The 22,383-nt window shown below is 67.7% G+C and carries 23 protein-coding genes; 21 read left to right on the plus strand and 2 right to left on the minus strand.

The window, feature by feature from the left end; genetic code table 11:
- Nucleotides 1–108 precede the first annotated feature (108 nt).
- The 19 genes from scpB (at nt 109) to AC3A6R_RS02995 (ending at nt 19,352) form a co-directional block, all read left to right on the plus strand.
- A complete protein-coding gene (scpB, locus tag AC3A6R_RS02905; protein ID WP_487863726.1) occupies nt 109–900 on the plus strand; it encodes an SMC-Scp complex subunit ScpB in 792 nt (263 codons plus the stop codon).
- Nucleotides 897–2,612, plus strand: a complete 1,716-nt coding sequence (locus AC3A6R_RS02910) for a pseudouridine synthase (RefSeq protein WP_487863727.1) — start codon at nt 897–899, stop codon at nt 2,610–2,612. The genes scpB and AC3A6R_RS02910 overlap by 4 nt, the downstream gene beginning before the upstream one ends.
- Before the next feature lie 151 nt (nt 2,613–2,763).
- On the plus strand, nt 2,764–3,189 hold the full coding sequence (gene ndk / locus AC3A6R_RS02915) for a nucleoside-diphosphate kinase (RefSeq protein WP_487858813.1): 426 nt from the start codon (nt 2,764–2,766) through the stop codon (nt 3,187–3,189).
- Between the two features lie 20 nt (nt 3,190–3,209).
- Nucleotides 3,210–4,358 carry a dual-specificity RNA methyltransferase RlmN gene (gene rlmN, locus AC3A6R_RS02920; protein ID WP_487863728.1) on the plus strand — a complete coding sequence of 383 codons (1,149 nt, stop codon included), beginning with the start codon at nt 3,210–3,212 and terminating at the stop codon, nt 4,356–4,358.
- A 4-nt stretch (nt 4,359–4,362) separates the two neighbouring features.
- Entirely contained in the window at nt 4,363–5,217 is an 855-nt protein-coding gene (gene pilW / locus AC3A6R_RS02925; RefSeq protein ID WP_487863729.1) for a type IV pilus biogenesis/stability protein PilW, read from the plus strand.
- On the plus strand, nt 5,210–6,172 hold the full coding sequence (locus AC3A6R_RS02930; protein ID WP_487863730.1) for a helix-turn-helix domain-containing protein: 963 nt from the start codon (nt 5,210–5,212) through the stop codon (nt 6,170–6,172). The genes pilW and AC3A6R_RS02930 overlap by 8 nt, the downstream gene beginning before the upstream one ends.
- Entirely contained in the window at nt 6,169–7,452 is a 1,284-nt protein-coding gene (ispG, locus tag AC3A6R_RS02935) for a flavodoxin-dependent (E)-4-hydroxy-3-methylbut-2-enyl-diphosphate synthase (protein WP_487863731.1), read from the plus strand. Before AC3A6R_RS02930 ends, ispG begins: the two co-directional genes overlap by 4 nt.
- A 12-nt stretch (nt 7,453–7,464) precedes the next feature.
- A complete protein-coding gene (hisS, locus tag AC3A6R_RS02940; protein ID WP_487858818.1) occupies nt 7,465–8,790 on the plus strand; it encodes a histidine--tRNA ligase in 1,326 nt (441 codons plus the stop codon).
- A gap of 5 nt (nt 8,791–8,795) precedes the next feature.
- A complete protein-coding gene (locus AC3A6R_RS02945; protein WP_487863732.1) occupies nt 8,796–9,488 on the plus strand; it encodes a YfgM family protein in 693 nt (230 codons plus the stop codon).
- Nucleotides 9,489–9,495: 7 nt separating this feature from the next.
- Complete coding sequence (gene bamB, locus AC3A6R_RS02950) at nt 9,496–10,638, plus strand: outer membrane protein assembly factor BamB (protein WP_487863733.1); 1,143 nt, start codon at nt 9,496–9,498, stop codon at nt 10,636–10,638.
- Nucleotides 10,639–10,686: 48 nt separating this feature from the next.
- On the plus strand, nt 10,687–12,030 hold the full coding sequence (gene der / locus AC3A6R_RS02955) for a ribosome biogenesis GTPase Der (protein WP_487858821.1): 1,344 nt from the start codon (nt 10,687–10,689) through the stop codon (nt 12,028–12,030).
- Nucleotides 12,031–12,194: 164 nt separating this feature from the next.
- The gene (hfq, locus tag AC3A6R_RS02960; RefSeq protein WP_056582504.1) at nt 12,195–12,440 is read left to right on the plus strand and encodes an RNA chaperone Hfq; all 246 of its coding nucleotides are present in this window, start codon (nt 12,195–12,197) and stop codon (nt 12,438–12,440) included.
- Nucleotides 12,441–12,494: 54 nt separating this feature from the next.
- Nucleotides 12,495–13,664 (plus strand): GTPase HflX, encoded by a 1,170-nt coding sequence (hflX, locus tag AC3A6R_RS02965; RefSeq protein ID WP_487863734.1) that lies wholly within the window; start codon nt 12,495–12,497, stop codon nt 13,662–13,664.
- A gap of 74 nt (nt 13,665–13,738) precedes the next feature.
- Nucleotides 13,739–15,106: an FtsH protease activity modulator HflK gene (gene hflK, locus AC3A6R_RS02970; RefSeq protein WP_487863898.1), complete on the plus strand. Its 1,368-nt coding sequence runs from the start codon at nt 13,739–13,741 to the stop codon at nt 15,104–15,106.
- Between the two features lie 19 nt (nt 15,107–15,125).
- Complete coding sequence (hflC, locus tag AC3A6R_RS02975) at nt 15,126–16,028, plus strand: protease modulator HflC (protein ID WP_487858823.1); 903 nt, start codon at nt 15,126–15,128, stop codon at nt 16,026–16,028.
- Between the two features lie 16 nt (nt 16,029–16,044).
- A complete protein-coding gene (locus AC3A6R_RS02980; RefSeq protein ID WP_487863735.1) occupies nt 16,045–16,230 on the plus strand; it encodes a DUF2065 domain-containing protein in 186 nt (61 codons plus the stop codon).
- A 64-nt stretch (nt 16,231–16,294) separates the two neighbouring features.
- A complete protein-coding gene (locus AC3A6R_RS02985; protein WP_487863736.1) occupies nt 16,295–17,455 on the plus strand; it encodes an ATP phosphoribosyltransferase regulatory subunit in 1,161 nt (386 codons plus the stop codon).
- A gap of 23 nt (nt 17,456–17,478) precedes the next feature.
- Nucleotides 17,479–18,810: an adenylosuccinate synthase gene (locus AC3A6R_RS02990; protein WP_487858826.1), complete on the plus strand. Its 1,332-nt coding sequence runs from the start codon at nt 17,479–17,481 to the stop codon at nt 18,808–18,810.
- Between the two features lie 17 nt (nt 18,811–18,827).
- On the plus strand, nt 18,828–19,352 hold the full coding sequence (locus AC3A6R_RS02995) for a phosphoribosyltransferase (RefSeq protein WP_487858827.1): 525 nt from the start codon (nt 18,828–18,830) through the stop codon (nt 19,350–19,352).
- 7 nt (nt 19,353–19,359) lie between these two features.
- On the opposite strand, the gene AC3A6R_RS03000 is transcribed toward AC3A6R_RS02995, so the two are convergent.
- Nucleotides 19,360–19,797, minus strand: coding sequence for a VOC family protein (locus tag AC3A6R_RS03000; RefSeq protein ID WP_487858828.1), 438 nt, complete (start codon nt 19,795–19,797; stop codon nt 19,360–19,362).
- Nucleotides 19,798–19,884: 87 nt separating this feature from the next.
- Nucleotides 19,885–20,748: a helix-turn-helix domain-containing protein gene (locus AC3A6R_RS03005; RefSeq protein WP_487863737.1), complete on the minus strand. Its 864-nt coding sequence runs from the start codon at nt 20,746–20,748 to the stop codon at nt 19,885–19,887.
- A gap of 41 nt (nt 20,749–20,789) precedes the next feature.
- On the opposite strand from AC3A6R_RS03005, the gene AC3A6R_RS03010 reads away from it, so the two are divergent.
- Together AC3A6R_RS03010 and AC3A6R_RS03015 are read left to right on the plus strand one after the other, a co-directional pair.
- Nucleotides 20,790–21,983, plus strand: a complete 1,194-nt coding sequence (locus tag AC3A6R_RS03010; protein WP_487863738.1) for a PLP-dependent transferase — start codon at nt 20,790–20,792, stop codon at nt 21,981–21,983.
- A gap of 141 nt (nt 21,984–22,124) precedes the next feature.
- Nucleotides 22,125–22,328 carry a hypothetical protein gene (locus tag AC3A6R_RS03015; protein ID WP_487858831.1) on the plus strand — a complete coding sequence of 68 codons (204 nt, stop codon included), beginning with the start codon at nt 22,125–22,127 and terminating at the stop codon, nt 22,326–22,328.
- Nucleotides 22,329–22,383: the final 55 nt, after the last annotated feature.

Consider the following 22,383-nt stretch of genomic DNA (forward strand, 5'->3'; position numbering starts at 1 on the left):
GCCATCCGTTGCCGGCCTTGCGTTGCACTCGCCGCGTGCCGGCAGCGCCTTCTTCCATCCTTGTGAGCCAGCGTCGCCCGACGCCTTTTCCCGGATAACGCAAAAAACATGAATACGGCGGATGCCAAGCGCATTCTCGAAACCGCCTTGATCTGTTCGAGCCAGCCGTTGCCGGTGCGCGACCTGCGCGTGCTGTTCGACGACGAACTCGGCGCGGACACCATCAAGGGGTTGCTGATCGAGCTGCAGGAAGACTGGGCGCAGCGCGGCCTGGAGCTGGTGAGCGTGGGCAGCGGCTGGCGCTTCCAGAGCCGCCCCGAGATGCGCGACCATCTCGACCGCCTGCACCCCGAGAAGCCGCCGCGCTACACGCGCGCCGCGCTCGAGACGCTCGCCATCATTGCCTACCGCCAGCCGGTCACGCGCGGCGACATGGAAGACATCCGCGGCGTCACCATCAATTCCCTCATCCTCAAGCAGCTCGAGGACCGCGGCTGGGTCGAGGTGATCGGCCATCGCGAAACGGTCGGCCGGCCCGCGCTCTACGCGACCACGCGCCAGTTCCTCGACGACCTCGGCCTCGCATCGCTCGACCAGTTGCCCCTGATCGAGACGCCGGCGCAGCAGGCGGCGCTGGTCGATGCGCTCGACCAGGCCTCGGGGCATCAGCCGGCGCTGCCGATGGACGGTCCGGTCGAAGGCGACGGCGATGCCGACGCCTCCGCCATGGCCGAGCCTGCCTTCGACGCCAACGCACCCGGGGCCGCTGAAGCACCCGACGCCGCACCTGACGCCGCACCCGCGATCGGCGACGCGCCGCCGTCCGACCCCCTCCCATCCGAAGTCACGTCGTCCGACGAGACCGAACCCCACGCTGTTCCCCCCGGAAAAACCTCATGAGCCCTTCCGACACCGACGACGCGGCCTTCGTGCCGGTCCCGCCCGAGACGACCGATGCAGCCGCCCCGGCTGCAGCGAGCGAGAGCGAGGCGCCGAAGAAGAAGCGCGCGCCCCGCCGCAAGAAGGTCGTCGAGCCGGTCGCAGAGGGCGACGCGGCACCCGCCGCCGACGAGGCGAAGGCGGCCGAGCCCGTGGCGCAGCCGGCACCCGATGCCGAGGCTGCTGCACCTGCGCCGGCGCCTGCCCCTGCGATCGCCGAGCCGCCCGCTGCGCCGCCGGCGGTGCAGCAGGAGGTCCGCGTGCGCGACGACGACCGGGACGATGAGGACGAAGACGACGAGGACGAAGAGCCCGACGAGGAAGAGGACGACCTCGACCGCGCGCGCCGCGCGGCCGAGCGCGAGCAGCGCAATGCGCTGCCGCCCGAGCCGATCCGCTTCGCGGACGTCATCTCGGGGCAGTTCGATGCCGACGAGGAAAGCCCCGAAGTGCCGCCGCTCAAGCGCGTGCTGCTGCCCGAGGCCGATTCGCCCAAGCTGCACAAGGTGCTCGCGCAGGCGGGCCTGGGTTCGCGCCTCGAGATGGAGCAGCTGATCCTGCAGGGCCGCATCTCGGTCAACAACGAGCCGGCCCACATCGGCCAGCGCATTCAGTACGGCGACCAGGTCAAGATCAACGGCAAGCCGATCCGCTACCGGATCGCGCCGCCGCCGCCGCGCGTCATCGCCTACCACAAGCCCGTGGGCGAGGTCGTCACGCACGACGACCCGCAGAACCGCCCGACGGTGTTTCGCAAGCTGCCGCGCCTGCAGCAGGGCAAGTGGCAATCTGTCGGGCGACTCGACCTGAACACCGAAGGCCTGCTGCTGTTCAGCAGCTCGGGCGACCTTGCCAACCAGCTGATGCACCCGCGCTTCGGGCTCGAGCGCGAATACGCGGTGCGCGTGCTCGGCGCGCTCAGCGCCGACGAGAAGAAGCGCCTGCTCGAAGGCGTGCGCCTCGACGACGGCATGGCGCAGTTCGGCACCATCGAAGAAGGCGGCGGCGAGGGTTCCAACTGCTGGTACCGCGTCACCATCTCCGAAGGCCGCAACCGCGAGGTGCGGCGCCTGTTCGAATCGGTGGGCCATGCGGTGAGCCGCCTGATCCGCATCCGCTACGGCGCCATGGTGCTGCCGCGCGGGCTGAAGCGCGGCGCCTGGATGGAGCTCGACGAGCGCGACATCAACGCGCTGTTCCAGGCCTCGGGCGGCGGTGCGCCGCGTCCGCAGCAGCAGCGCGCCCCGGAAGGCCCGGGTGGCGGCGGTCGCAACGGACGCAACAAGAAGCGCCGCGGCAATCGCAATGCCGGCGGCCAGGTGCCGCGCGAAGAAGGCCGCGACCCAATCCCGAATCCGCTCGGCGACGGCCGCGGCCCGCGCGGCGGACGCGGCAACCGGGGTGGCGGCGGAGGCGGCGGCAATGCCGGTCCGGTGCCGCAGGGGCGCCGCGGCAATGACCGCGGCAGCCGCCAGGGTGAAGACCGCGCACCCGGCGGTGCCAGCCAGCCCGATCCGATGAAGACATCGCTCGGCTACATCGGTGCCGACAGCTTCTCGCGCCAGCGCAAGGAGCAGCGCCAGGGTCCCGGACGCCGCGGCGGGGGCTCGTCGGGTGGCGGGTCCGGCGGCGGCTTCGGCGGCCCGGGCGGAAACCGCCGTCGCGGGCGCTGAAAGCCGCCCGTCCAGCGCAGCCTTTCGCGGGGTTTTCACCAACCCCGGGGGCTGCGCCGGTTAAAATCAGAGGCTTTGTCGACCAACGGTGCAACAACCTTGTTGCTGCTGTGACAAATCACTTCAAAATCAAAGCTCAGGAAGCACTTCAATGGCTATCGAACGTACCCTCTCCATCATTAAGCCCGACGCCGTCGCCAAGAACGTCATCGGCAAGATCGTCTCCCGCTTCGAAGCTGCCGGCCTCAAGATCGTTGCCGCCAAGCTGGTGCATCTGTCGCGCAACGAAGCCGAGCAGTTCTACGCGGTCCACAAGGAGCGTCCCTTCTTCAAGGACCTGGTCGAATTCATGATCTCGGGCCCCGTCTTCGTGCAAGCGCTCGAAGGCGAGAACGCAATTGCCAAGAACCGCGACCTGATGGGCGCCACCGACCCGAAGAAGGCGGCTGCCGGCACCATCCGCGCCGACTTCGCCGACAGCATCGACGCCAACGCCGTGCACGGCTCCGACGCGCCTGAAACCGCAGCGAACGAAATCGCTTTCTTCTTCGCCGGCCTCAACGTCTACGCACGCTGAAGCCGCATCCGGCTGATTTCATGACCACGGCCAACCTGCTCGAATTCGATCTCGAGGGGCTGGCTGCGTTCTGCGAAAAGCTCGGCGAGAAGCGCTTTCGCGCCACGCAGCTGTTCCGCTGGATCCACCAGCGTGGCGCGAGCGACTTCGCCCAGATGACCGATCTGGCGAAATCGCTGCGCGAGAAGCTCGCCACCACCGCGCGCGTCGAGGCCCTGCCGGTCCTCACGCAGCACGAATCCAAGGACGGCACGATCAAGTGGCTGTTCGACGTCGGCGACGGCAATGCCGTCGAAGCCGTGTTCATTCCCGAGGACGACCGCGGCACGCTGTGCGTGTCGTCCCAGGCCGGCTGCGCGGTCGGATGCCGCTTCTGCTCCACGGGGCACCAGGGCTTCAGCCGCAACCTCGGAACGGGCGAGATCGTCGCCCAGCTCTGGTTTGCCGAACACTTCCTGCGCAAGCACCTGAAGCGCGACGAACGCATCATCTCGAACGTGGTGATGATGGGCATGGGCGAGCCGCTGCAGAACTACGCGGCGCTCGTGCCGGCGCTGCGCACCATGCTCGACGACAACGCCTACGGCCTGTCGCGCCGCCGTGTCACGGTCTCGACCTCAGGCGTGGTGCCGATGATCGACCGACTCGGTGCCGATTGCCCGGTGGCGCTCGCGGTGTCTCTGCATGCGCCCAACGATGCGCTGCGCGACGATCTGGTGCCGCTCAACCGCAAGTACCCGATCGCCGAACTGATCGAGGCCTGCAAGCGCTATCTGGCGCACGCACCGCGCGACTTCATCACCTTCGAGTACTGCATGCTCGATGGCGTCAACGACCTGCCCGAGCATGCGCGCCAACTGGTGGAACTGGTCCGCACGCACGGCATCTCGTGCAAGTTCAATCTGATTCCGTTCAACCCGTTTCCGGCCTCGGGCCTCCTGCGTTCGCCGCAGGCGCGGGTGCTGGCATTCGCCAGGACGCTGAGCGAGGCCGGGCTCGTGACCACGGTGCGCAAGACGCGCGGCGACGACATCGACGCTGCCTGCGGACAGCTGGCGGGAGACGTCAAGGACCGCACGCGCGCGGCCGAGCGCATGGCGCAGCGCCGCGCCGGCGAACGCACCATCGTTCTGCATCCGGCCCGCAAGACTGCACCCCAGGAGCACTGACCCCATGCGCATGGCCTTTTCGACGACGACCGTGAACCTGCCGCGGCTTGCAGCCGCTGGCTTTGCTGGCGTCGCCATGGCGTTCCTGCTCGGCGGCTGCGTCAGCACCCGCACCACCACCACCAGCCTTGCCGACAACAGCTCGAGCACGGGCAACCAGGTGGTGGCCGAATCCGACGAGGCCAACCGACAACGTCGTGCGCGCCTGCGCCTGGAGCTGGCTGCGGGCTATTTCCAGCAGGGCCAGACCAGCGTCGCGCTCGAGGAGATCCAGCAGGCGCTGGCCATCGAACCCAACAACGCCGACGCCTACAACCTGCGCGGCCTCGTCTACATGCGGCTCGAGAACCCCGGCCTGGCCGAAGACAGCTTTCGCCGCGCCATTGCGATCAATCCGCGCGACGCCGACGCGCGGCACAACTACGGCTGGCTGCTGTGCCAGCAGAAGCGCTATGGCGACGCAGGCCAGCAGTTCACCGGCGCGCTCACCGTGCCGGGCTATACCGACCGCGCCAAGACGCTGATGACGCAAGGCGTCTGCCAGCTGCAGGCCGGCCAGCGCGCGGAGGCGGAGCGCAGCCTGCTGCAGGCCTACGAGCTCGATGCGGGCAATCCGGTGGTGGGTTTCAATCTGGCGTCGCTGCTCGCGCAGCGCGAAGAATGGTCGCGTGCGCAGTTCTATATCCGCCGCGTCAACAACAGCCCCTCGGCGAGTGCCGAGACGCTGTGGCTTGGCATCAAGATCGAACGACGGCTCAACAATCGCGAAGCAGTGGCCCAACTGGGAGGCCAGCTGCAACGCCGCTTCCCGAAATCGAAGGAAGCCATCGCGTACGAGCGCGGGAATTTCAATGACTGAACGGGTTTCGGAGTTCGGCACTTCCGCGGCACTGCCGCTCGAGGAAGGCGACATCACGCACAAGACAGCCGGCGACTTGCTCCGCGAAGCGCGTGAAGCGCACGGGCTGCATATCGAAATGGTGGCCGCGGCGCTCAAGGTGCCGCCGCAGAAGCTCATCGCCCTCGAGGCCGACGACATCGCCGCGCTGCCGGATCCGGTCTTTGCGCGTGCGTTGGCCAGCAGTGTCTGCCGTGCCCTCCGGATCGATTCCGGGCCGGTGCTCGCCAAGCTGCCGGGCGCGCAGCGCGCGGCGCTGGCCGAGGCCGACCGCACGCTCAAGGCCAGTGTCGTCTCGCGAAAGCCGCGATGGAACGGTGGCCGCAGCAGCGGGCTTCCGTCGCGCGCCTTGCTGACGGTGGTGGGGCTGCTGCTCGTGGGCGCGGCCCTGTTGTTCTGGCTGCCCCAGTCGGTCTTCGATCAGATCGGCGCTTCCATCTCGCGCTGGACCACCGAGGCCGCGTCCGACGCCCCGGCCACGTCTGCCGCCACCGCAGGTGCAGCCGGCGGGTCGCCGGTGGTGGTCGAAAACGCGGCGGTCTCGCCTGCGCTCCCGGCGTCTGCAGCAGCGGCAGCGCCGGCTTCTCCAGCGGCCGCGCTACCGGTGCCCGGCGCGAACACCGCCGCAGTGGCGGCGGCAGCGTCGACGACGTCCGCCGCCCCTGGCACAGGCCAGCCGCTGGTCTTCGTCGCGCGCGAGGAATGCTGGGTCACGGTCACCGAAACCGGCGGCAGGGTCTTGCTGCGCCGCAACCTGCAGGCTGGCGAGACCGTCGGCCTCTCGGGTGCGTTGCCGCTGTCGGTGGTGGTGGGGCGCGCCTCGGCCGTCGACGTGCAGGTGCGCGGAAAGCCGTTCGACCTGAAGCCGTTCGCGCGCGGCGGCGGCGTGGCCCGTTTCGAGGTGAAAGCGCAATGACGACCGACTGCAGCCCGCAACCCATCGCCGCGGCCGCGCCCAAGCCGCGCCGCTCCCGCCAGGCCAGCGTGGTCTGGGGCTCGCGCATCGTCACCGTGGGCGGCGATGCGCCGGTGCGCGTGCAGTCGATGACCAACACCGACACGGTCGATGCCATCGGCACGGCCATCCAGGTCAAGGAGCTGGCCCAGGCCGGCTCGGAGATGGTCCGCATCACCGTGAACACGCCCGAGGCGGCGGCGCAGGTGCCCTACATCCGCGAGCAGCTCGACCGCATGGGCATCGACGTGCCGCTGGTCGGCGACTTCCACTACAACGGCCATCGCCTGCTCACCAACTACCCGGCCTGCGCCGAGGCGCTGAGCAAGTACCGCATCAACCCCGGCAACGTGGGCAAGGGCGACAAGAAGGACCGGCAGTTCGGCCAGATGATCGATGCCGCGATGCGCTGGAACAAGCCGGTGCGCATCGGCGTGAACTGGGGCAGCCTCGACCAGGAGTTGCTCGCAAGCCTGATGGACACCAACAGCCGGCGCCCCGAACCGTGGGAAGCCAGGCAGGTGATGTACGAGGCGCTGATCACCTCGGCCATCGAGTCCGCGAAGCTGGCCGAGTCGATGGGCATGGCCGGCAACCAGGTCATTCTGTCGTGCAAGGTGAGCGGCGTGCAGGATCTGATCTCGGTCTACCGCGAGCTGGCAGGGCGCTGCGACTACCCTCTGCACCTGGGCCTCACCGAGGCCGGCATGGCCACCAAAGGCACCGTGGCATCGGCCGCGGCGCTCGCGATCCTGCTGCAGGAGGGCATCGGCGATACGATCCGCGTTTCGCTCACGCCGCAGCCGGGCGAGTCGCGCACGCAGGAGGTGTTGATCGCCTCCGAGATCTTGCAGGCGCTCGGCCTGCGCGTGTTCGTGCCGAGCGTCACGGCCTGCCCGGGCTGCGGCCGCACCACCAGCACCACGTTCCAGGAACTCGCCAAGCAGATCGACGACTACCTGCGCATGCAGATGCCGGTCTGGCGCAAGAAATACCCCGGCGTCGAGGCGATGAAGGTGGCCGTGATGGGCTGCATCGTCAACGGCCCCGGCGAAAGCAAGCATGCCGACATCGGCATCAGCCTGCCCGGCACTGGCGAGGCCCCCGCGGCGCCGGTCTTCATCGACGGCGAGAAGGCCCTGACGCTGCGCGGCGACAATATCGCCAACGAGTTCCATCAGCTCGTCGAAAACTACATCGAAAAGCGCTTCGGCCAGCCCCAGGCTGCCGACGTCGCCTGACCACTTTCTCCCATGGCTGAAAAGATCAATGCCGTCAAAGGCATGAACGACATATTGCCGGCGAGCGTGCCGCGCACCGACCGGCTGCCCGATTCCGCCCTGTGGTCGTGGTTCGAGCAGACTGTGCGGCAGCTGCTGGCGCGCTACGGCTACCAGTACATGCTGACGCCGGTGGTCGAACCGACCGCGTTGTTCGTGCGCGGGCTCGGCGAGGTCACCGACATCGTCGAGAAGGAGATGTACTCGTTCACCGACGCGATGAACGGCGACAAGCTCACGCTGCGCCCCGAAGCCACTGCCGGCATCGTGCGGGCGATGGTCGAGCACAACGCGCTTTACAACGGCCCGCTGCGCCTGTGGACGATGGGGCCGATGTTCCGCCACGAGCGCCCGCAGAAGGGCCGCTATCGGCAGTTCCACCAGCTCGACGTCGAAGCGTTGGGCTTTGCCGGCCCCGACGTGGACGCCGAGCTGATCCTGATGGTGCGCGCGCTGTGGCGCGAACTCGGGCTGGTCGAGGGCGAGCATGTGCGCCTGGAGATCAACAGCCTGGGCCAGCCCGCCGAGCGGCAGGCGCACCGTGAAGCGCTGATCCGCCATTTCGAGGCGCATGCGGAGCTGCTCGACGCCGACGCCCAGCGGCGCCTGCACAGCAATCCGCTGCGCATCCTCGACACCAAGAACCCCGCGATGCAGGCCGTAGTCGAGGCCGCGCCGCAGCTGATGGATTTTCTCGGCGAGGCATCGCGCGCGCACTTCGATGCGGTGCGCGGCGTGCTCGATGCTGCCGGGCTGGCCTACCGCGTTAATCCGCGCCTGGTGCGCGGCATGGACTACTACAACCTGACGGTCTTCGAGTGGGTCACCGACCAGCTCGGCTCGCAGGGCACCGTCTGCGGCGGCGGCCGCTACGACGGCCTGATCGGTCAGATGGGCGGCAAGCCCGCGCCGGCCGTGGGCTTCGGCCTGGGCATCGAGCGGCTGCTGCTGCTGATCCAGGAGCTGCGCCTGCCGGTCCCCGCTGCCTCCCCCATGGCCTATGCCGTCGTGCCCTCGGCCGTCGTGCTGCCGCAGGCGATGGTGGCGATCGAGCAGTTGCGCGCCGCCGGCGTCAGCGTGCTGCAACATGCGGGCGGCGGCAGCATGAAGACGCAGTTCAAGAAGGCCGACGCGAGCGGCGCAGGCTATGCGCTGATCTTCGGCGAGGACGAACTCTCGCGCGGCGAGGTCACCGTCAAATCCCTGCGCGGTGGCGACGGCGAACAGGTGGCGCGGCCCCTCGCCGACGTGGCCGCCTGGGCCGCCACCCTACAATCCCCGGCTGCTCCCAACACCTGAAGCGCATGGCAACCCATCTCGACCTCGACGAACAGGAACAGCTCGACCAGCTCAAGCATTTCTGGAATACCTACGGCACCCTGATCACCTGGGTCGTGCTGCTCGTGGCCGGTGCCTTCGTGGCCTGGAACGGCTGGCAGTACTACCAGCGCAGCCAGGCCGCGCAGGCCTCGGCGCTCTACGACGAACTCGAACGCAGCGCGCAGGCCGGCGATGTCGAGCGCACCCAGCGCGTCCTGGGCGACATGAAGGAGCGTTTCGCGCGCACCGCGTACGCGCAGCAGGCGGGCCTGCTCGCGGCGAAGACCTTCTACGAGAAGGGCAAGCCCGAGGAATCGCGCGCCGCGCTTGGCTGGGTCGCGCAGAACGCCGCAGACCCCGGCTACAAGGCGGTCGCCAAGCTGCGGCTCGCGGCCGAACTGCTCGACAGCAAGTCGTACGACGAAGCGCTCAAGCAGCTCGAGGGCGAAGTGCCGAACGAATTCGAGCCGCTCGTGGCCGACCGCAAGGGCGACATCTACATGGCCCAGGGAAAGCGCGAGCAGGCACAGGCCGAATACCGCAAGGCCTGGACCGGCCTCGGTCCCACGTCGGACTACCGGCGACTCGTCGAATTCAAGCTCAACGCCTCCGGCGTGGACCCTAAGAGCCTTGCGCCCGTGATCACGGTCACGCCCGCCGCCCCCCAAACTTCCTGATCGCACCATGAATCTCAAGCGTTTCTTGCCGGAGTCGCGCGCACTGCGCGCCGGTTCGGCCATTGTTCTGGTCGCCATGCTCGCTGCGTGCTCCGGCACCAGCAAACCCAAGCCCACCGAACTGCCGGCGAACCCGTCGCTGTTCGGTGTGCGTCAGGCCTGGAGCGTACGCATCCCGGCGGTGAAGTTCCCGCTTGCCGTCGACGTGAGCGGCGACACCGTGACCGTCGCGGGCAGCGATGGCACCGTGGTCGCCATCGATGCCCGCGCGGGTCGCGAGACCTGGCGCGCCAATGCCGGCGCACCGCTGGCGGCTGGGGTCGGCAGCGACGGTTCTCTGGCCGCCGTGGTCACGGAGAACAACGAACTGGTGGCGCTCGAGGGCGGCAAGGTCCTGTGGAAACAGCGGCTCACGGCGCAGGCCTTCACCGCGCCGCTGGTCGCCGGCCGCCGCGTCTTCGTGCAGACCGCCGACCGCACCATCAGCGCCTGGGACGGCCAGAGCGGCCGCCGCCTGTGGCTGCAGCAGCGCACGGCCGAGAACCTCGTGCTTCGGAAGTCGGGCGTGCTGATCGCCGTGGGCGACACGCTGGTCTCGGGCATCGGTGGCCGCCTGGTCGGCCTCAATCCGGCCAATGGCTCCTCGCGCTGGGAAGCACCGATCTCGGCACCGCGCGGCACCAACGACGTCGAGCGCCTGGTTGACCTGACCGGCAGCGTGAGCCGTGTCGGCGACACCGTCTGCGCGCGTGCCTACTACGCCAACGTCGGCTGCGTCGACACGCTGCGTGGCCAGCTGCTCTGGAGCAAGCCAGCCATGGGCGCCGAGGGCGTGAGCGGCGACGAAGGCTTCGTCTACGGCACCGAGGCCGACGGCAGCGTCACGGCCTGGCGTCGCGCCGACGGCGAGCGCGCCTGGCAATCGACGCGCTTCAAGCACCGCGTGCTGACCGGGCCGCTGGCCGTCGGTCGTTCGCTCGTCATCGGCGAAAGCACCGGCACGCTGCACTTCGTGTCGCGCGAAGACGGCGCGCTCCTCAATCGTGTGACGCCCGACGGCTCCGCCATTGCCGTGACGCCTGTGCTGTCCGACAACACGGTGGTCGTGGTGACCGCCAACGGCGGCGTGTTCGGCTATCGCCCCGAATGATCTTCAGCAAGGCCCGACCATGAAAACCGCGCCAACGAAAGGCCGGCCATGAAGCCGGTCGTGGCCCTGGTCGGGCGTCCGAACGTCGGCAAATCGACCCTGTTCAACCGCCTGACGCAGACGCGCGACGCCATCGTCGCCGACTTCGCGGGGCTCACGCGCGACCGCCACTATGGCAACGGTCGCCAGGGCAAGCACGAGTTCATCGTCATCGACACCGGCGGCTTCGAGCCCGACGCGGGCAGCGGCATCTTCAAGGAGATGGCCAAGCAGACGCGGCAGGCGGTCGCCGAAGCCGATGTGGTGATCTTCGTCGTCGATGCCCGCGAGGGGCTTTCGTCGCAGGACCACGAGATCGCCAACGAGCTGCGCCGGCTCGGCAAGCCATGCCTGCTGGTGGCGAACAAGGCCGAGGGCATGCAAGACGGCACCAAGCTCGTGGATTTCTACGAACTCGGTTTCGGCGAGGTGTACGGCATCTCGGCCGCGCACGGGCAGGGCATCCGCGACCTGGTCGAACTCGCGCTGGCGCCACTGAATCTTGCCGACCCAGACGACGAGTCCGACGAGGAAGACGTCAACAAACCGATCAAGCTGGCAGTGGCAGGCCGGCCCAACGTGGGCAAGTCGACGCTGATCAACACATGGCTCGGCGAAGAAAGGCTCGTGGCCTTCGACCTGCCCGGCACCACGCGCGACGCCATCAGCGTGCCCTTCGAGCGCAACGGTCAGCGCTTCGAACTCATCGATACCGCCGGGCTGCGCCGCAAGGGCAGGGTGTTCGAGGCGATCGAGAAGTTCTCGGTCGTGAAGACGCTGCAGGCCATCGAGTCGGCCAATGTCGTGCTGCTGCTGCTCGACGCGACCCAGGGTGTGACCGACCAGGACGCGCACATCGCGGGCTACATCCTCGAGAGCGGGCGGGCGGTCGTGATCGCCATCAACAAGTGGGACGCGGTCGACAGCTACCAGCGCGAGCAGATCCAGCGCCAGATCGAGACCCGGCTGCCGTTCCTCAAGTTCGCCTCGCTGCATTTCATCTCGGCCATCAAGCGCCAGGGCCTCGGGCCAGTGTGGCAGGCCATTGCGCAGGCCCACAAGTCGGCCACGCGCAAGATGTCCACGCCGGTGCTGACGCGGCTGCTGCTCGAGGCGGTGCAGTTCCAGGCGCCCAAGCGCGCCGGCATGTTCCGGCCGAAGCTGCGCTATGCGCACCAGGGCGGGATGAACCCGCCGGTGATCATCATCCACGGCAATTCGCTCGAGCACGTTACGGAGGCCTACAAGCGCTTCCTCGAAGGGCGGTTCCGCAAGGAGTTCGACCTCGTGGGCACCCCCCTGCGCATCCAGTTCAAGAGCTCGCAGAATCCGTTTGCCGACAAGGACAACTGAGGGCGCTTGGCGACCGATGGCTGCTGATGAGCGATGAGAGGGCCGAAAGTTCCGGCTTTTGAGTCCCGTTATTTTTCAAAGGCCTTTGGCGTCGGCTGCTGCAGCGCGGAAACCCTGTGTTAAGGTCATCGCTCCAACAACTACTCTTGAACACGGAGAATATCGTGAGCAATAAAGGGCAACTCCTACAAGACCCGTTTCTGAACACCCTGCGTCGCGAGCATGTGCCGGTCTCCATTTATCTGGTGAACGGTATCAAGCTGCAGGGTCAGATCGAGTCTTTCGACCAGTATGTCGTGCTGCTTCGCAACACGGTGACACAGATGGTCTACAAGCACGCCATTTCCACCATCGTGCCAGGTCGTGCCGTCAACTTCTCGGCCAACGAGAACGACGACGCCGCAGCCTGATCGCGCGGAGCGCGGCGGCAACCCCGCCGCGCTTTTTCCTTATTGAATTCCCGCTTGTCTGATCTGAACTCCCGCCAGGAAGGCGCCGCCGTTCTCGTCGGTGTCGATTTCGGGTTGCCCCATTTCGACAGTGAACTCGAGGAACTCGGCCTGCTCGCGCAGACCGCAGGCCTCGAGCCCGTTGCCCGTCTCGTCTGCAAGCGCAAGGCCCCCGACGCGGCACTCTTCGTCGGCAGCGGCAAGGCCGACGAGATCAAGGAGCTGGCCGCCATGCACCGCGCGAGCGAGGTCATCTTCGACCAGTCGTTGAGCCCGGCGCAGCAGCGCAATCTCGAACGCCAGCTCGACGTCGCGGTGTACGACCGCACCTTTCTCATCCTCGAGATCTTCGCCCAGCGTGCACGCTCGCACGAAGGCAAGCTGCAGGTCGAACTGGCCCGGCTGCAGTACCTGAGCACGCGCCTCGTGCGTCGCTGGTCCCACCTCGAGCGCCAGACCGGCGGTGCCGGCGTGCGCGGCGGCCCGGGCGAGAAGCAGATCGAGCTCGACCGCCGGATGATTAACGAGTCGATCAAGCGCACGCGCGACCGGCTCGCCAAGGTGCAGAAGCAGCGCGGCACCCAGCGCCGCCAGCGCGAGCGCCGCGAGACCTTCAACATCTCGCTGGTGGGCTACACCAACGCGGGCAAGTCGTCGCTCTTCAATGCGCTGGTCAAAGCCCGTGCGTACGCGGCCGACCAGCTCTTTGCGACGCTCGACACGACCACGCGCAACCTCTACCTGGGTGACGCCGGCCGCAAGGTGTCGATCTCCGACACGGTGGGCTTCATTCGCGACCTGCCGCACGGCCTTGTCGATGCGTTCAAGGCCACGCTGCAGGAGGCCGTCGATGCCGACCTGCTGCTGCACGTGATCGATGCCTCCAACCCCCATTACCCCGAGCAGATGGCCGAGGTGCAATTGGTGCTGCGCGAGATCGGTGCCGAAGCCATTCCGCAACTTCTGGTGTTCAACAAGCTCGACGCCCTTGAAAGCGCGCAGCATCCGCTGCATCTGCAGGACGAAATGGAAATCGACGGCGCACAGGTCCCCCGCATCTTCCTGAGCGCACGAAGCGGCGAGGGCTTGCCCCTGCTGCGCACCGAACTGGCGCGTCGGTCGGGTTCGCTCGACGCTACGATGACCCCAGAAGCGGACACTGAATTGCACGGTGACGCCCATTGATTGGGCACAATCCCGCCACTGACAAGAGAACGAAGCGAATGAATGCAAAGCCAGCGTGGAGTGGGTTTCTGGGCATGTTCAACCTGAACGATGGCCGGTGGGGGCGTGGCGACGAGCCGGCCTCCGGTGGCGATCGCCCGAGCGGCAACCGGCCTCCCGACGCAGACCCACCGGGTGTACCTCCGCCCCCGCCTTCGGGCAACAACAACAACGGCAACCGCCCTCGCGGCCAGGGGCCGAACCAGGGCCCGCCGGACCTCGACGAACTGTGGCGCGACCTCAACCGCAAGCTTGGCGGCTTCTTCGGCGGCAAGGGCGGCGGCGGGGGGCGTTCCAGCGGCCCGAGCGGCGGTGGCGGCAATGGCTACCGGCCCGACATGAAGAATGCGGGCTTCGGCATCGGACTCGTCGCCGTCGTGGCGCTTCTCATCTGGCTCGGCACCGGCTTCTTCATCGTGAACGAAGGCCAGCAGGCCGTGATCACGCAGTTCGGTAGCTACAAGACGACCGTGGGCGCCGGCTTCAACTGGCGGCTTCCGTATCCGATCCAGCGCCACGAGGTGGTGGTGGTCACGCAGATCCGCTCGACCGACGTGGGCCGCGATGCGATCGTGCGCTCCACGGGCCTGCGCGAGTCGGCCATGCTGACCCAGGACGAGAACATTGTCGAGATCAAGTTCGCGGTGCAATACCGCTTGAGCGATGCGCGGGCTTATCTGTACGAAAGCAAGTCGCCTGCTGAAACCGTCGTGCAGGTCGCGGAGACCGCCGTGCGCGAGGTGGTGGGCAACATGAAGATGGACGCGGCGCTGGCCGAGGAACGCGACCAGATCGCGCCGCGCGTGCGCACGCTGATGCAGACCATTCTCGACCGCTACAAGGTCGGCGTCGAAGTCGTCAACATCAACCTGCAGCAGGGCGGTGTGCGTCCGCCCGAGCAGGTGCAGGCGGCTTTCGACGACGTGCTCAAGGCCGGCCAGGAACGTGAGCGTGCCAAGAACGAGGCGCAGGCCTATGCCAACGACGTGGTGCCGCGCGCAACGGGTACCGCTTCGCGCCTCCAGGAAGAATCCGAGGCCTACAAGGCGCGCATCGTTGCGCAGGCGCAGGGTGATTCCGGCCGCTTCGCCGCGGTGCTGGCCGAGTACCAGAAGGCCCCGCAGGTCACGCGCGACCGCATGTACACCGACGCGATGCAACAGATCTACGCCAGCACCACCAAGGTGCTGGTCGACACCAAGCAGGGCTCGAACCTGCTGTACCTGCCGCTCGACAAGCTCATGCAGCAAAGCGGCGGCAACCAGGCCGTCACGCCGGTCGATGCCGCCAGCCCCAGCGTGGCCGGCACGGCGCCGCCGCAATCGTCGGTGATCCCGGTGGCGCCCACTTCGGGCGACAACCGAGCCCGCGACGGCCGCTCGCGCGACCGCGACGTGCGTTGAACAGGCCAGGAAGAAGAACATGAACAGAATCGGATTCATCGCCTCGTCGTTCCTCGTGCTGCTGTTGCTGCTGAGCTCCACGCTCTTCGTGGTCGACCAGCGGCAATTCGGGGTGGTGTACGCGCTCGGCGAGATCAAGCAGGTCATCACCGAGCCCGGCCTCAACTTCAAGATGCCGCCGCCGTTCCAGAACGTGTCTTACATCGACAAGCGCCTGCTCACGCTCTCGAGCCTCGAGACCGAGCCGATGCTCACGGCCGAGAAGCAGCGCGTGGTGATCGATTGGTACGTGCGCTGGCGCATCACCGACCCGCAGGCCTACATCCGCAATGTGGGGCTCGACGAAAACGCGGGCGCGATGCAACTCAACCGCGTGGTGCGCAATGCCTTCCAGGAAAACATCAACAAGCGCACCGTGCGCGACCTGATTTCGTCGCGCCGCGAAGAACTCATGACCGACGTGCAGCGCGAGGTGCTGGCCGTGGTGAAGGGCGCCAAGCCCTGGGGCGTGGACGTGGTGGACGTGCGCATCACGCGCGTCGACTATGTCGAGGCCATCACCGAGTCGGTCTACCGCCGCATGGAGGCCGAGCGCAAGCGCGTGGCCAACGAGTTGCGCTCGACCGGCTACGCAGAGGGCGAAAAGATCCGCGCCGACGCCGATCGCCAGCGCGAAGTCACCGTGGCCAATGCCTACCGCGACGCGCAGAAGATCAAGGGTGAGGGCGATGCGCAGGCGGCCGCGATCTACAGCGATGCGTTCGGCCGCGATCCCCAGTTCGCGCAGTTCTACCGCAGCCTCGAGGCCTACAAGCAGAGCTTCAACAAGAAGAGCGACGTGATGGTGGTCGACCCGTCGTCCGACTTCTTCCGCGCCATGCAGAGCGCCGGCACGCCGGCAGGCAACGCGCCGCGCCGCTGATCCGGCGTCCCGGGTCGTGAGCGCCGAGACGTTCTGGAGCGCGCTGGCGCTGGTGCTGGTGATCGAGGGCATCCTGCCCCTCGTTTCACCGGGCGGTTGGCGCCGCGGCTTCGGACAGCTCATGCAGTTGCGCGACGGCCAGCTGCGCTTCTTCGGTCTCTGCAGCATCCTGCTCGGACTCGTTCTGCTCCTGATTTTCTAGGGCTTGTGGCCGGGCCCCGGCGCCGCCCCGGTAGAATCCCGGTTTAACCACGCCCCCGATCCTCATGTCCGCCTGGGTCCTCCCGGATCACATTGCCGATGTGCTGCCCTCCGAGGCGCGCCACATCGAAGAACTTCGACGCCAGCTGCTCGATACCGCCCGTGGCTATGGCTACGAGCTGGTGATGCCGCCGCTGCTCGAGCATCTCGAGTCGCTGCTGTCGGGCACCGGCGAGGCGCTCGACCTCCAGACCTTCAAGCTCGTCGACCAGCTGTCGGGCCGCAGCATGGGCCTTCGGGCCGACACCACGCCCCAGGTGGCGCGCATCGATGCCCACCTGCTCAATCGCGAAGGCGTGGCGCGACTGTGCTACTGCGGACCGGTGCTGCACACGCGGCCCGACCGGCCGCATGCGACGCGCGAGCCGCTGCAGTTCGGCGCCGAGATCTACGGCCACGCCAGCCTCGAAGCCGACACAGAGATCCTGCTGCTGGCGCTCGACTGCCTGCAGGCTTCGGGCCTGGACGACGGCCTCATCGTCGACCTGGCCGATGCACGCATCGTGCGCGCGCTGTTCGCGGGCGTGCCTGCCGATGGCGCTGCGCTGGCGCGCGTGCATGCGGCGCTGGTCGCCAAGGACGCGAGCGAGCTGCATGCGCTCACGCGCGATTTCCCGGCCGCCTCGCGCGACGGGCTGCGCGCGCTGGTCCAGCTCTACGGCGACGCCGCCGTGCTCGACGAGGCCGCAAAGGCGCTCAACGCCATCCCCGCGGTCGATGCGGCGCTGGCCGGGCTGCGGCAGCTGGCCGCCAGCCTGAACGGCCATACCGGCCGGCAGATCAGTTTCGACCTGGCCGACCTGCGCGGCTATGCGTACTACAGCGGCATGCGCTTCGGCATCTACGCGCCCGGCGCAGCCGATGCGCTGGTGCGCGGCGGGCGCTACGACGAGGTCGGCGCCGTGTTCGGCCGCAACCGACCCGCCGTGGGCTTCAGCCTCGACGTGCGCGAGCTGGTCGGCGTGCTGCCGGCACGGCCGCTGCGCGCCGCGATCCGTGCGCCCTGGAGCGACGCGGCCGGCCTGCACGAGGCCATCGCCGGACTGCGCCGCGCCGGCGAGGTCGTGGTCTGCGTGCTGCCGGGCCACAGCAGCGAAATCGATGAATTCCATTGCGACCGCGAGCTCGTCGAGCAAGCGGGGCAGTGGCGGGTACTGGCCATCTGAATCTTTGAAGTAATGGAACGAGCATGAGCGTAACCACCGGAAGAAACGTCGTCGTCGTCGGCACCCAATGGGGCGACGAGGGCAAGGGCAAGCTGGTCGACTGGCTGACGGAAAGCGCCCAGGGCGTGGTCCGCTTCCAGGGCGGCCACAACGCGGGCCACACGCTGGTCATCAACGGCGTGAAGACGGCGCTGCACCTGATCCCGAGCGGCATCATGCGTCCGGGCGTCAAGTGCTACATCGGCAACGGCGTGGTGCTTTCTGCCGCCAAGCTGTTCGAGGAGATCGAAGGGCTCGAGAAGGTCGGCGTCGAGGTGCGTTCGCGCCTGCGCATCAGCGAGGCCTGCCCGCTGATCCTGCCGTTCCATGCCGCGCTCGACATCGCACGCGAGACCTACCGCGAAAAGGGTGGCGTCGAGAAGATCGGCACCACCGGCCGCGGCATCGGCCCGGCCTACGAGGACAAGATCGCACGCCGCGCGCTGCGCGTGCAGGACCTGAAGCATCCCGAGCGCTTCGCCACCAAGCTGCGCGTGCTGCTCGACTTGCACAACCACGTGCTGACGCAGGTGCTGGGCGCACCCGCGGTCGACTTCGACGAGGTGTTCGACGAGGCGATGCGCCACGCGGTGCTGCTCAAGCCGATGATGGCCGACGTCTCCCGCGAGCTGAACGACGCGAACAAGGCCGGCGCCAACCTGCTGTTCGAAGGTGCGCAGGGCACGCTGCTCGACGTGGACCACGGCACCTACCCGTACGTCACGTCGAGCAACTGCGTCGCGGGCAACGCGGCCGCGGGTTCGGGCGTCGGCCCGGGCATGCTGCACTACATCCTCGGCATCACGAAGGCCTATTGCACGCGCGTTGGCGGCGGTCCGTTCCCGACCGAACTCGACTGGGCCACGCCGGGCACGCCGGGCTACCACATGAGCACCGTGGGCGCCGAGAAGGGGGTGACCACGGGCCGCAGCCGCCGTTGCGGCTGGTTCGATGCCGCGCTGCTCAAGCGCTCGGCCCAGGTCAACGGCCTGTCGGGCCTTTGCATCACCAAGCTCGACGTGCTCGACGGACTCGAGAAGCTCGAGCTGTGCACCGGCTACGAACTCGACGGCGAGAAGACCGACATCCTGCCGATGGGCGCGGACGAGATCGAGCGCTGCACGCCGATCTACGAGACGCTCGAAGGCTGGAGCGAAAGCACCGTGGGCGTCACGCAGTTCGACAAGCTGCCGGTCAATGCGCGGCTCTACCTGCAGCGCATCGAGCAGATCACCGGCGTGCCGATCCACATGGTTTCGACCAGCCCGGATCGCGACCACACCATCATGATGCGTCACCCCTACCTGGCCGACTGAAGAGGAACCCAAGAATCATGTTGACCGAAGACGGCAAGCATCTCTACGTCAGCTACGACGAGTACCACAACCTGATCGAGAAGCTCGCGATCAAGGTGCACCAGTCGGGCTGGGAGTTCGACACCATCCTCTGTCTCGCGCGCGGGGGCATGCGCCCGGGCGACGTGCTGTCGCGCATCTTCGACAAGCCGCTGGCCATCATGTCAACGAGCTCCTACCGCGCCGACGCCGGCACGGTGCAGGGCCACCTCGACATCGCCCGCTTCATCACCACGCCCAAGGGCGAGATCGCGGGACGGGTGCTGCTGGTCGACGACCTGGCCGACTCGGGCCACACGCTGCATGCGGTGATGGACATGCTGCGCAACAACTACAAGCCGATCACCGAACTGCGCAGCGCGGTGCTCTGGACCAAGGCCTTGTCGACCTTCACGCCCGACTACTCGGTCGAGTACCTCGCGACCAACCCCTGGATTCATCAGCCTTTCGAAGGCTACGACTCGCTCGGCCCCGAGAAGCTGCTCGAGAAGTGGTCGGTCTGAGCGTTCTCTAGAACATGGCGGTGTAGCGCCGCTGCATCTCTTCGGGCGTGAGCTTCTCGATGCTGTGGCCCACGTTCCAGCGATGGCCGAAGGGGTCGCGAAACACGCCCGAGCGCTCGCCATAGAACTGGTCCTGCGGCGCCATGTCGAGCGTGGCGCCGGCCGCGACCGCGCGCGCCACCACGGCATCGGCGTCGTCCACGTGCAGGTGCAGCGTCACGGCGCTGCCGCCCAGCGTCTTCGCGCTGCGGATGTTGTATTCGGCGAACTCGTCCGAGATCATCAGGATCGCGCCATTGTGGAAGTCGAGTTCGGCATGGCCGATGCGGCCGCTGGGTTCTGTGAGCCGGAAGATCTCCTTGACTTCGAAGGCCTCGCAATAGAAGTCGATGGCCGCTGCGGCATTGTCAACACAGAGGTATGGAAAGAGTTCGTGGATCGCCATGGCATGTCCGTTCGGGTGATGGGATCGACGATTCTGGCCGCTGCCGCATGCGCCGTCTTGAACGAAATTGACCTGCCCTGCAGGCGCTCAGATTCGCACATGCCGCGACGACACCGGCGCCGCGCGCCGGTATGCCTCTGGCCCGATGCCGGCGGTCGCGAGAAATTCTCGGCTGAAATGCGACTGATCGCTGTACCCGGCATCCAGTGCCAGCGCCACCCATGGCTGGGCAGGGTCCTGCGCGAACCGATCGATGACCCGATTGAAGCGCAGCATCCGCGCGTACTGCTTGGGTGCCATGCCTGCCATGCCGCGAAACAGCGCGATGAAGCGTCGATGGCTGTAGCCGCTTTGCTGCACCAGGTCGCGGATGGCGCGCGGTTGCGTGCCGGACAGGCCGGCCAGTGCATAAGCTACCGCCGGGTGCAGGCCTGGCAGGGCAGAAGCGGACAGGCGCGCACGCAGCAGGGCATCGAGGATGGCAAGCTGGCGCGCCAGCGAATCGGCGCCGTGCAGTTGCTCGAGTGCGAAACTGGCGTCCGAGCCCCAGAGCGCGTCGAGCGGCGTGTGGCATTCGGCGAGCGTGTCCTCGGGGACGCCGAGCAGTGCCCGGGCGGCACCCGGTTGAAGCATCACGCCGACCGAGCGGGTCTCGACCGACACGTCGCGCACGAAAAAAGCGGAACGGGCCCCGCCCACCATGGCGTAGCCGACGGTGTAGCCGTGCGCATCCGCCTCGTTGCGGAACAGGCGCAGCGGAGGGCCGTCGAGACGGAACACCAGGTGCATGCCCCCGGTCGGCAGCACGTGCTCGCGTGCGCCCGGCTGCTCGGCCACGGCGGCGGGAGCCGAGGCCCACATCAGCCGCACGCAATGTTGCAGGCCTGGCGAGGGGCGTGCCGTCAGCATGCACGATGCCGCGGGTTCGATCGAAAACACGCTGTTGCCCATCGGCGCATTGTGCGGCGGAATGCCGCGCTAGCATCGGGGCCATGAGCAAGCCCTCCACGACCCTGATCCACCATCCCTACGCGCCGCCCGCCAGCTTTGCCGCGCCGCAGCCCGGCATCTACAAGGCCTCGACCGTGTTCTTCGCCGACGTGGCTGCGATGCGGGCGCGCGACTGGAAGACCAAGGCCGGCTACACCTATGGCCTGCATGGCACGCCGACCACCTTCACGCTCGAGGAGCGGCTCGCGACGCTCGAGGGCGGCACCGAAACCCTGCTGGTCCCGAGCGGCCTCGCGGCGATCTCGCTGGTGGCCTTCGCCTTCCTCAAGAGCGGCGACGAGGTGCTGATCCCCGACAACGCCTATGGGCCCAACAAGGCGCTCGCCACCGGCGAACTCGCGAATTTCGGCATCACGCACCGCCTTTACGACGCGATGGACCCGGCCGACCTGGCGGCCAAGCTTTCCGAGCGGACCCGGCTGGTCTGGGTCGAGGCGGCGGGCTCGGTGACGATGGAATTCCCCGACCTGCCGGCGCTCGTGGGTGCCTGCCGCGCGCGTGGCGTGCTCACCGCGCTCGACAACACCTGGGGCGCGGGCCTGGCCTTTGCGCCCTTCGATCTCGGCGCCAGCGGGCAGGGCGTGGACATCTCGGTGCATGCGCTCACCAAATACCCGAGCGGCGGCGGCGACGTGCTCATGGGCAGCGTGACCACGCGCGACGAGCGGCTGCACCGCGCACTCAAGCTCACGCACATGCGCCTGGGCTTCGGCGTGGGCGTGGGCGACGTCGAGACGCTGCTGCGCTCGCTGCCGAGCGTGGGCCTGCGCTACGCCGCGCACGACCGCGCCGCGCGCGAGCTGGCACGCTGGCTGGCCGACCGCGCCGAGATCGCCCAGGTGCTGCATCCGGCGCTCGAAGGATCGCCGGGCCATGCGAACTGGCGTGCGCTGTGCGGCGCTTCCGACCTCGCCGCCGGACTGTTCTCCGTCGTGTTCGACGCACGCTTCAGCAACGAGCAGGTCGACCGTTTCTGCGACAGCCTGGCGCTGTTCAGGCTCGGCTATTCGTGGGGCGGGCCGATCAGCCTCGTGGTGCCGTACGACATCGGCCTGATGCGCGACGCCAGCGTGGCACGCTGGCCGTACAAGGGCACGCTCGTGCGCTTCTCGGTCGGGCTAGAGGACGTCGAGGACCTGCGCGCCGACCTGGCGCAGGCGCTGGCGAAGATGTAGGCTGGCGCGGGCTCCAGCCGGCTTTGCAAGGTGTGTTCGAGTTCGAAACACCGGCCCGCCGGGTGTCTTGAGTCGGCCGCGATATCGCTTACAGTAGGCTACGCGCAGTCACTTTGACTGCCTTCGCCTCAAGGAGATGCAGTGGCAACACCAAATTACGGCTACGAAAAGCGCCAGAAAGAGCTGGCCAAGAAGAAAAAGAAGGAAGAGAAGCTCCGCGAAAAGGCGAATCGCAAGCTCTCTCCCAGCAGTGAAGGGCTGGCACCCGGCGATCCGGAGACCGACGTGGCCTCGCTCGAACGCGATCCTCCCACGATCCCCGAGCTGCCCACCAAGAACGGCTGACCCGTTGCGTCACCCCCGCCCTAAAAGCCGCCGCTGGCCCGTGCCCGCGGCGGTT

This window comes from Variovorax sp. Soil_C_19 (assembly GCF_057657255.1).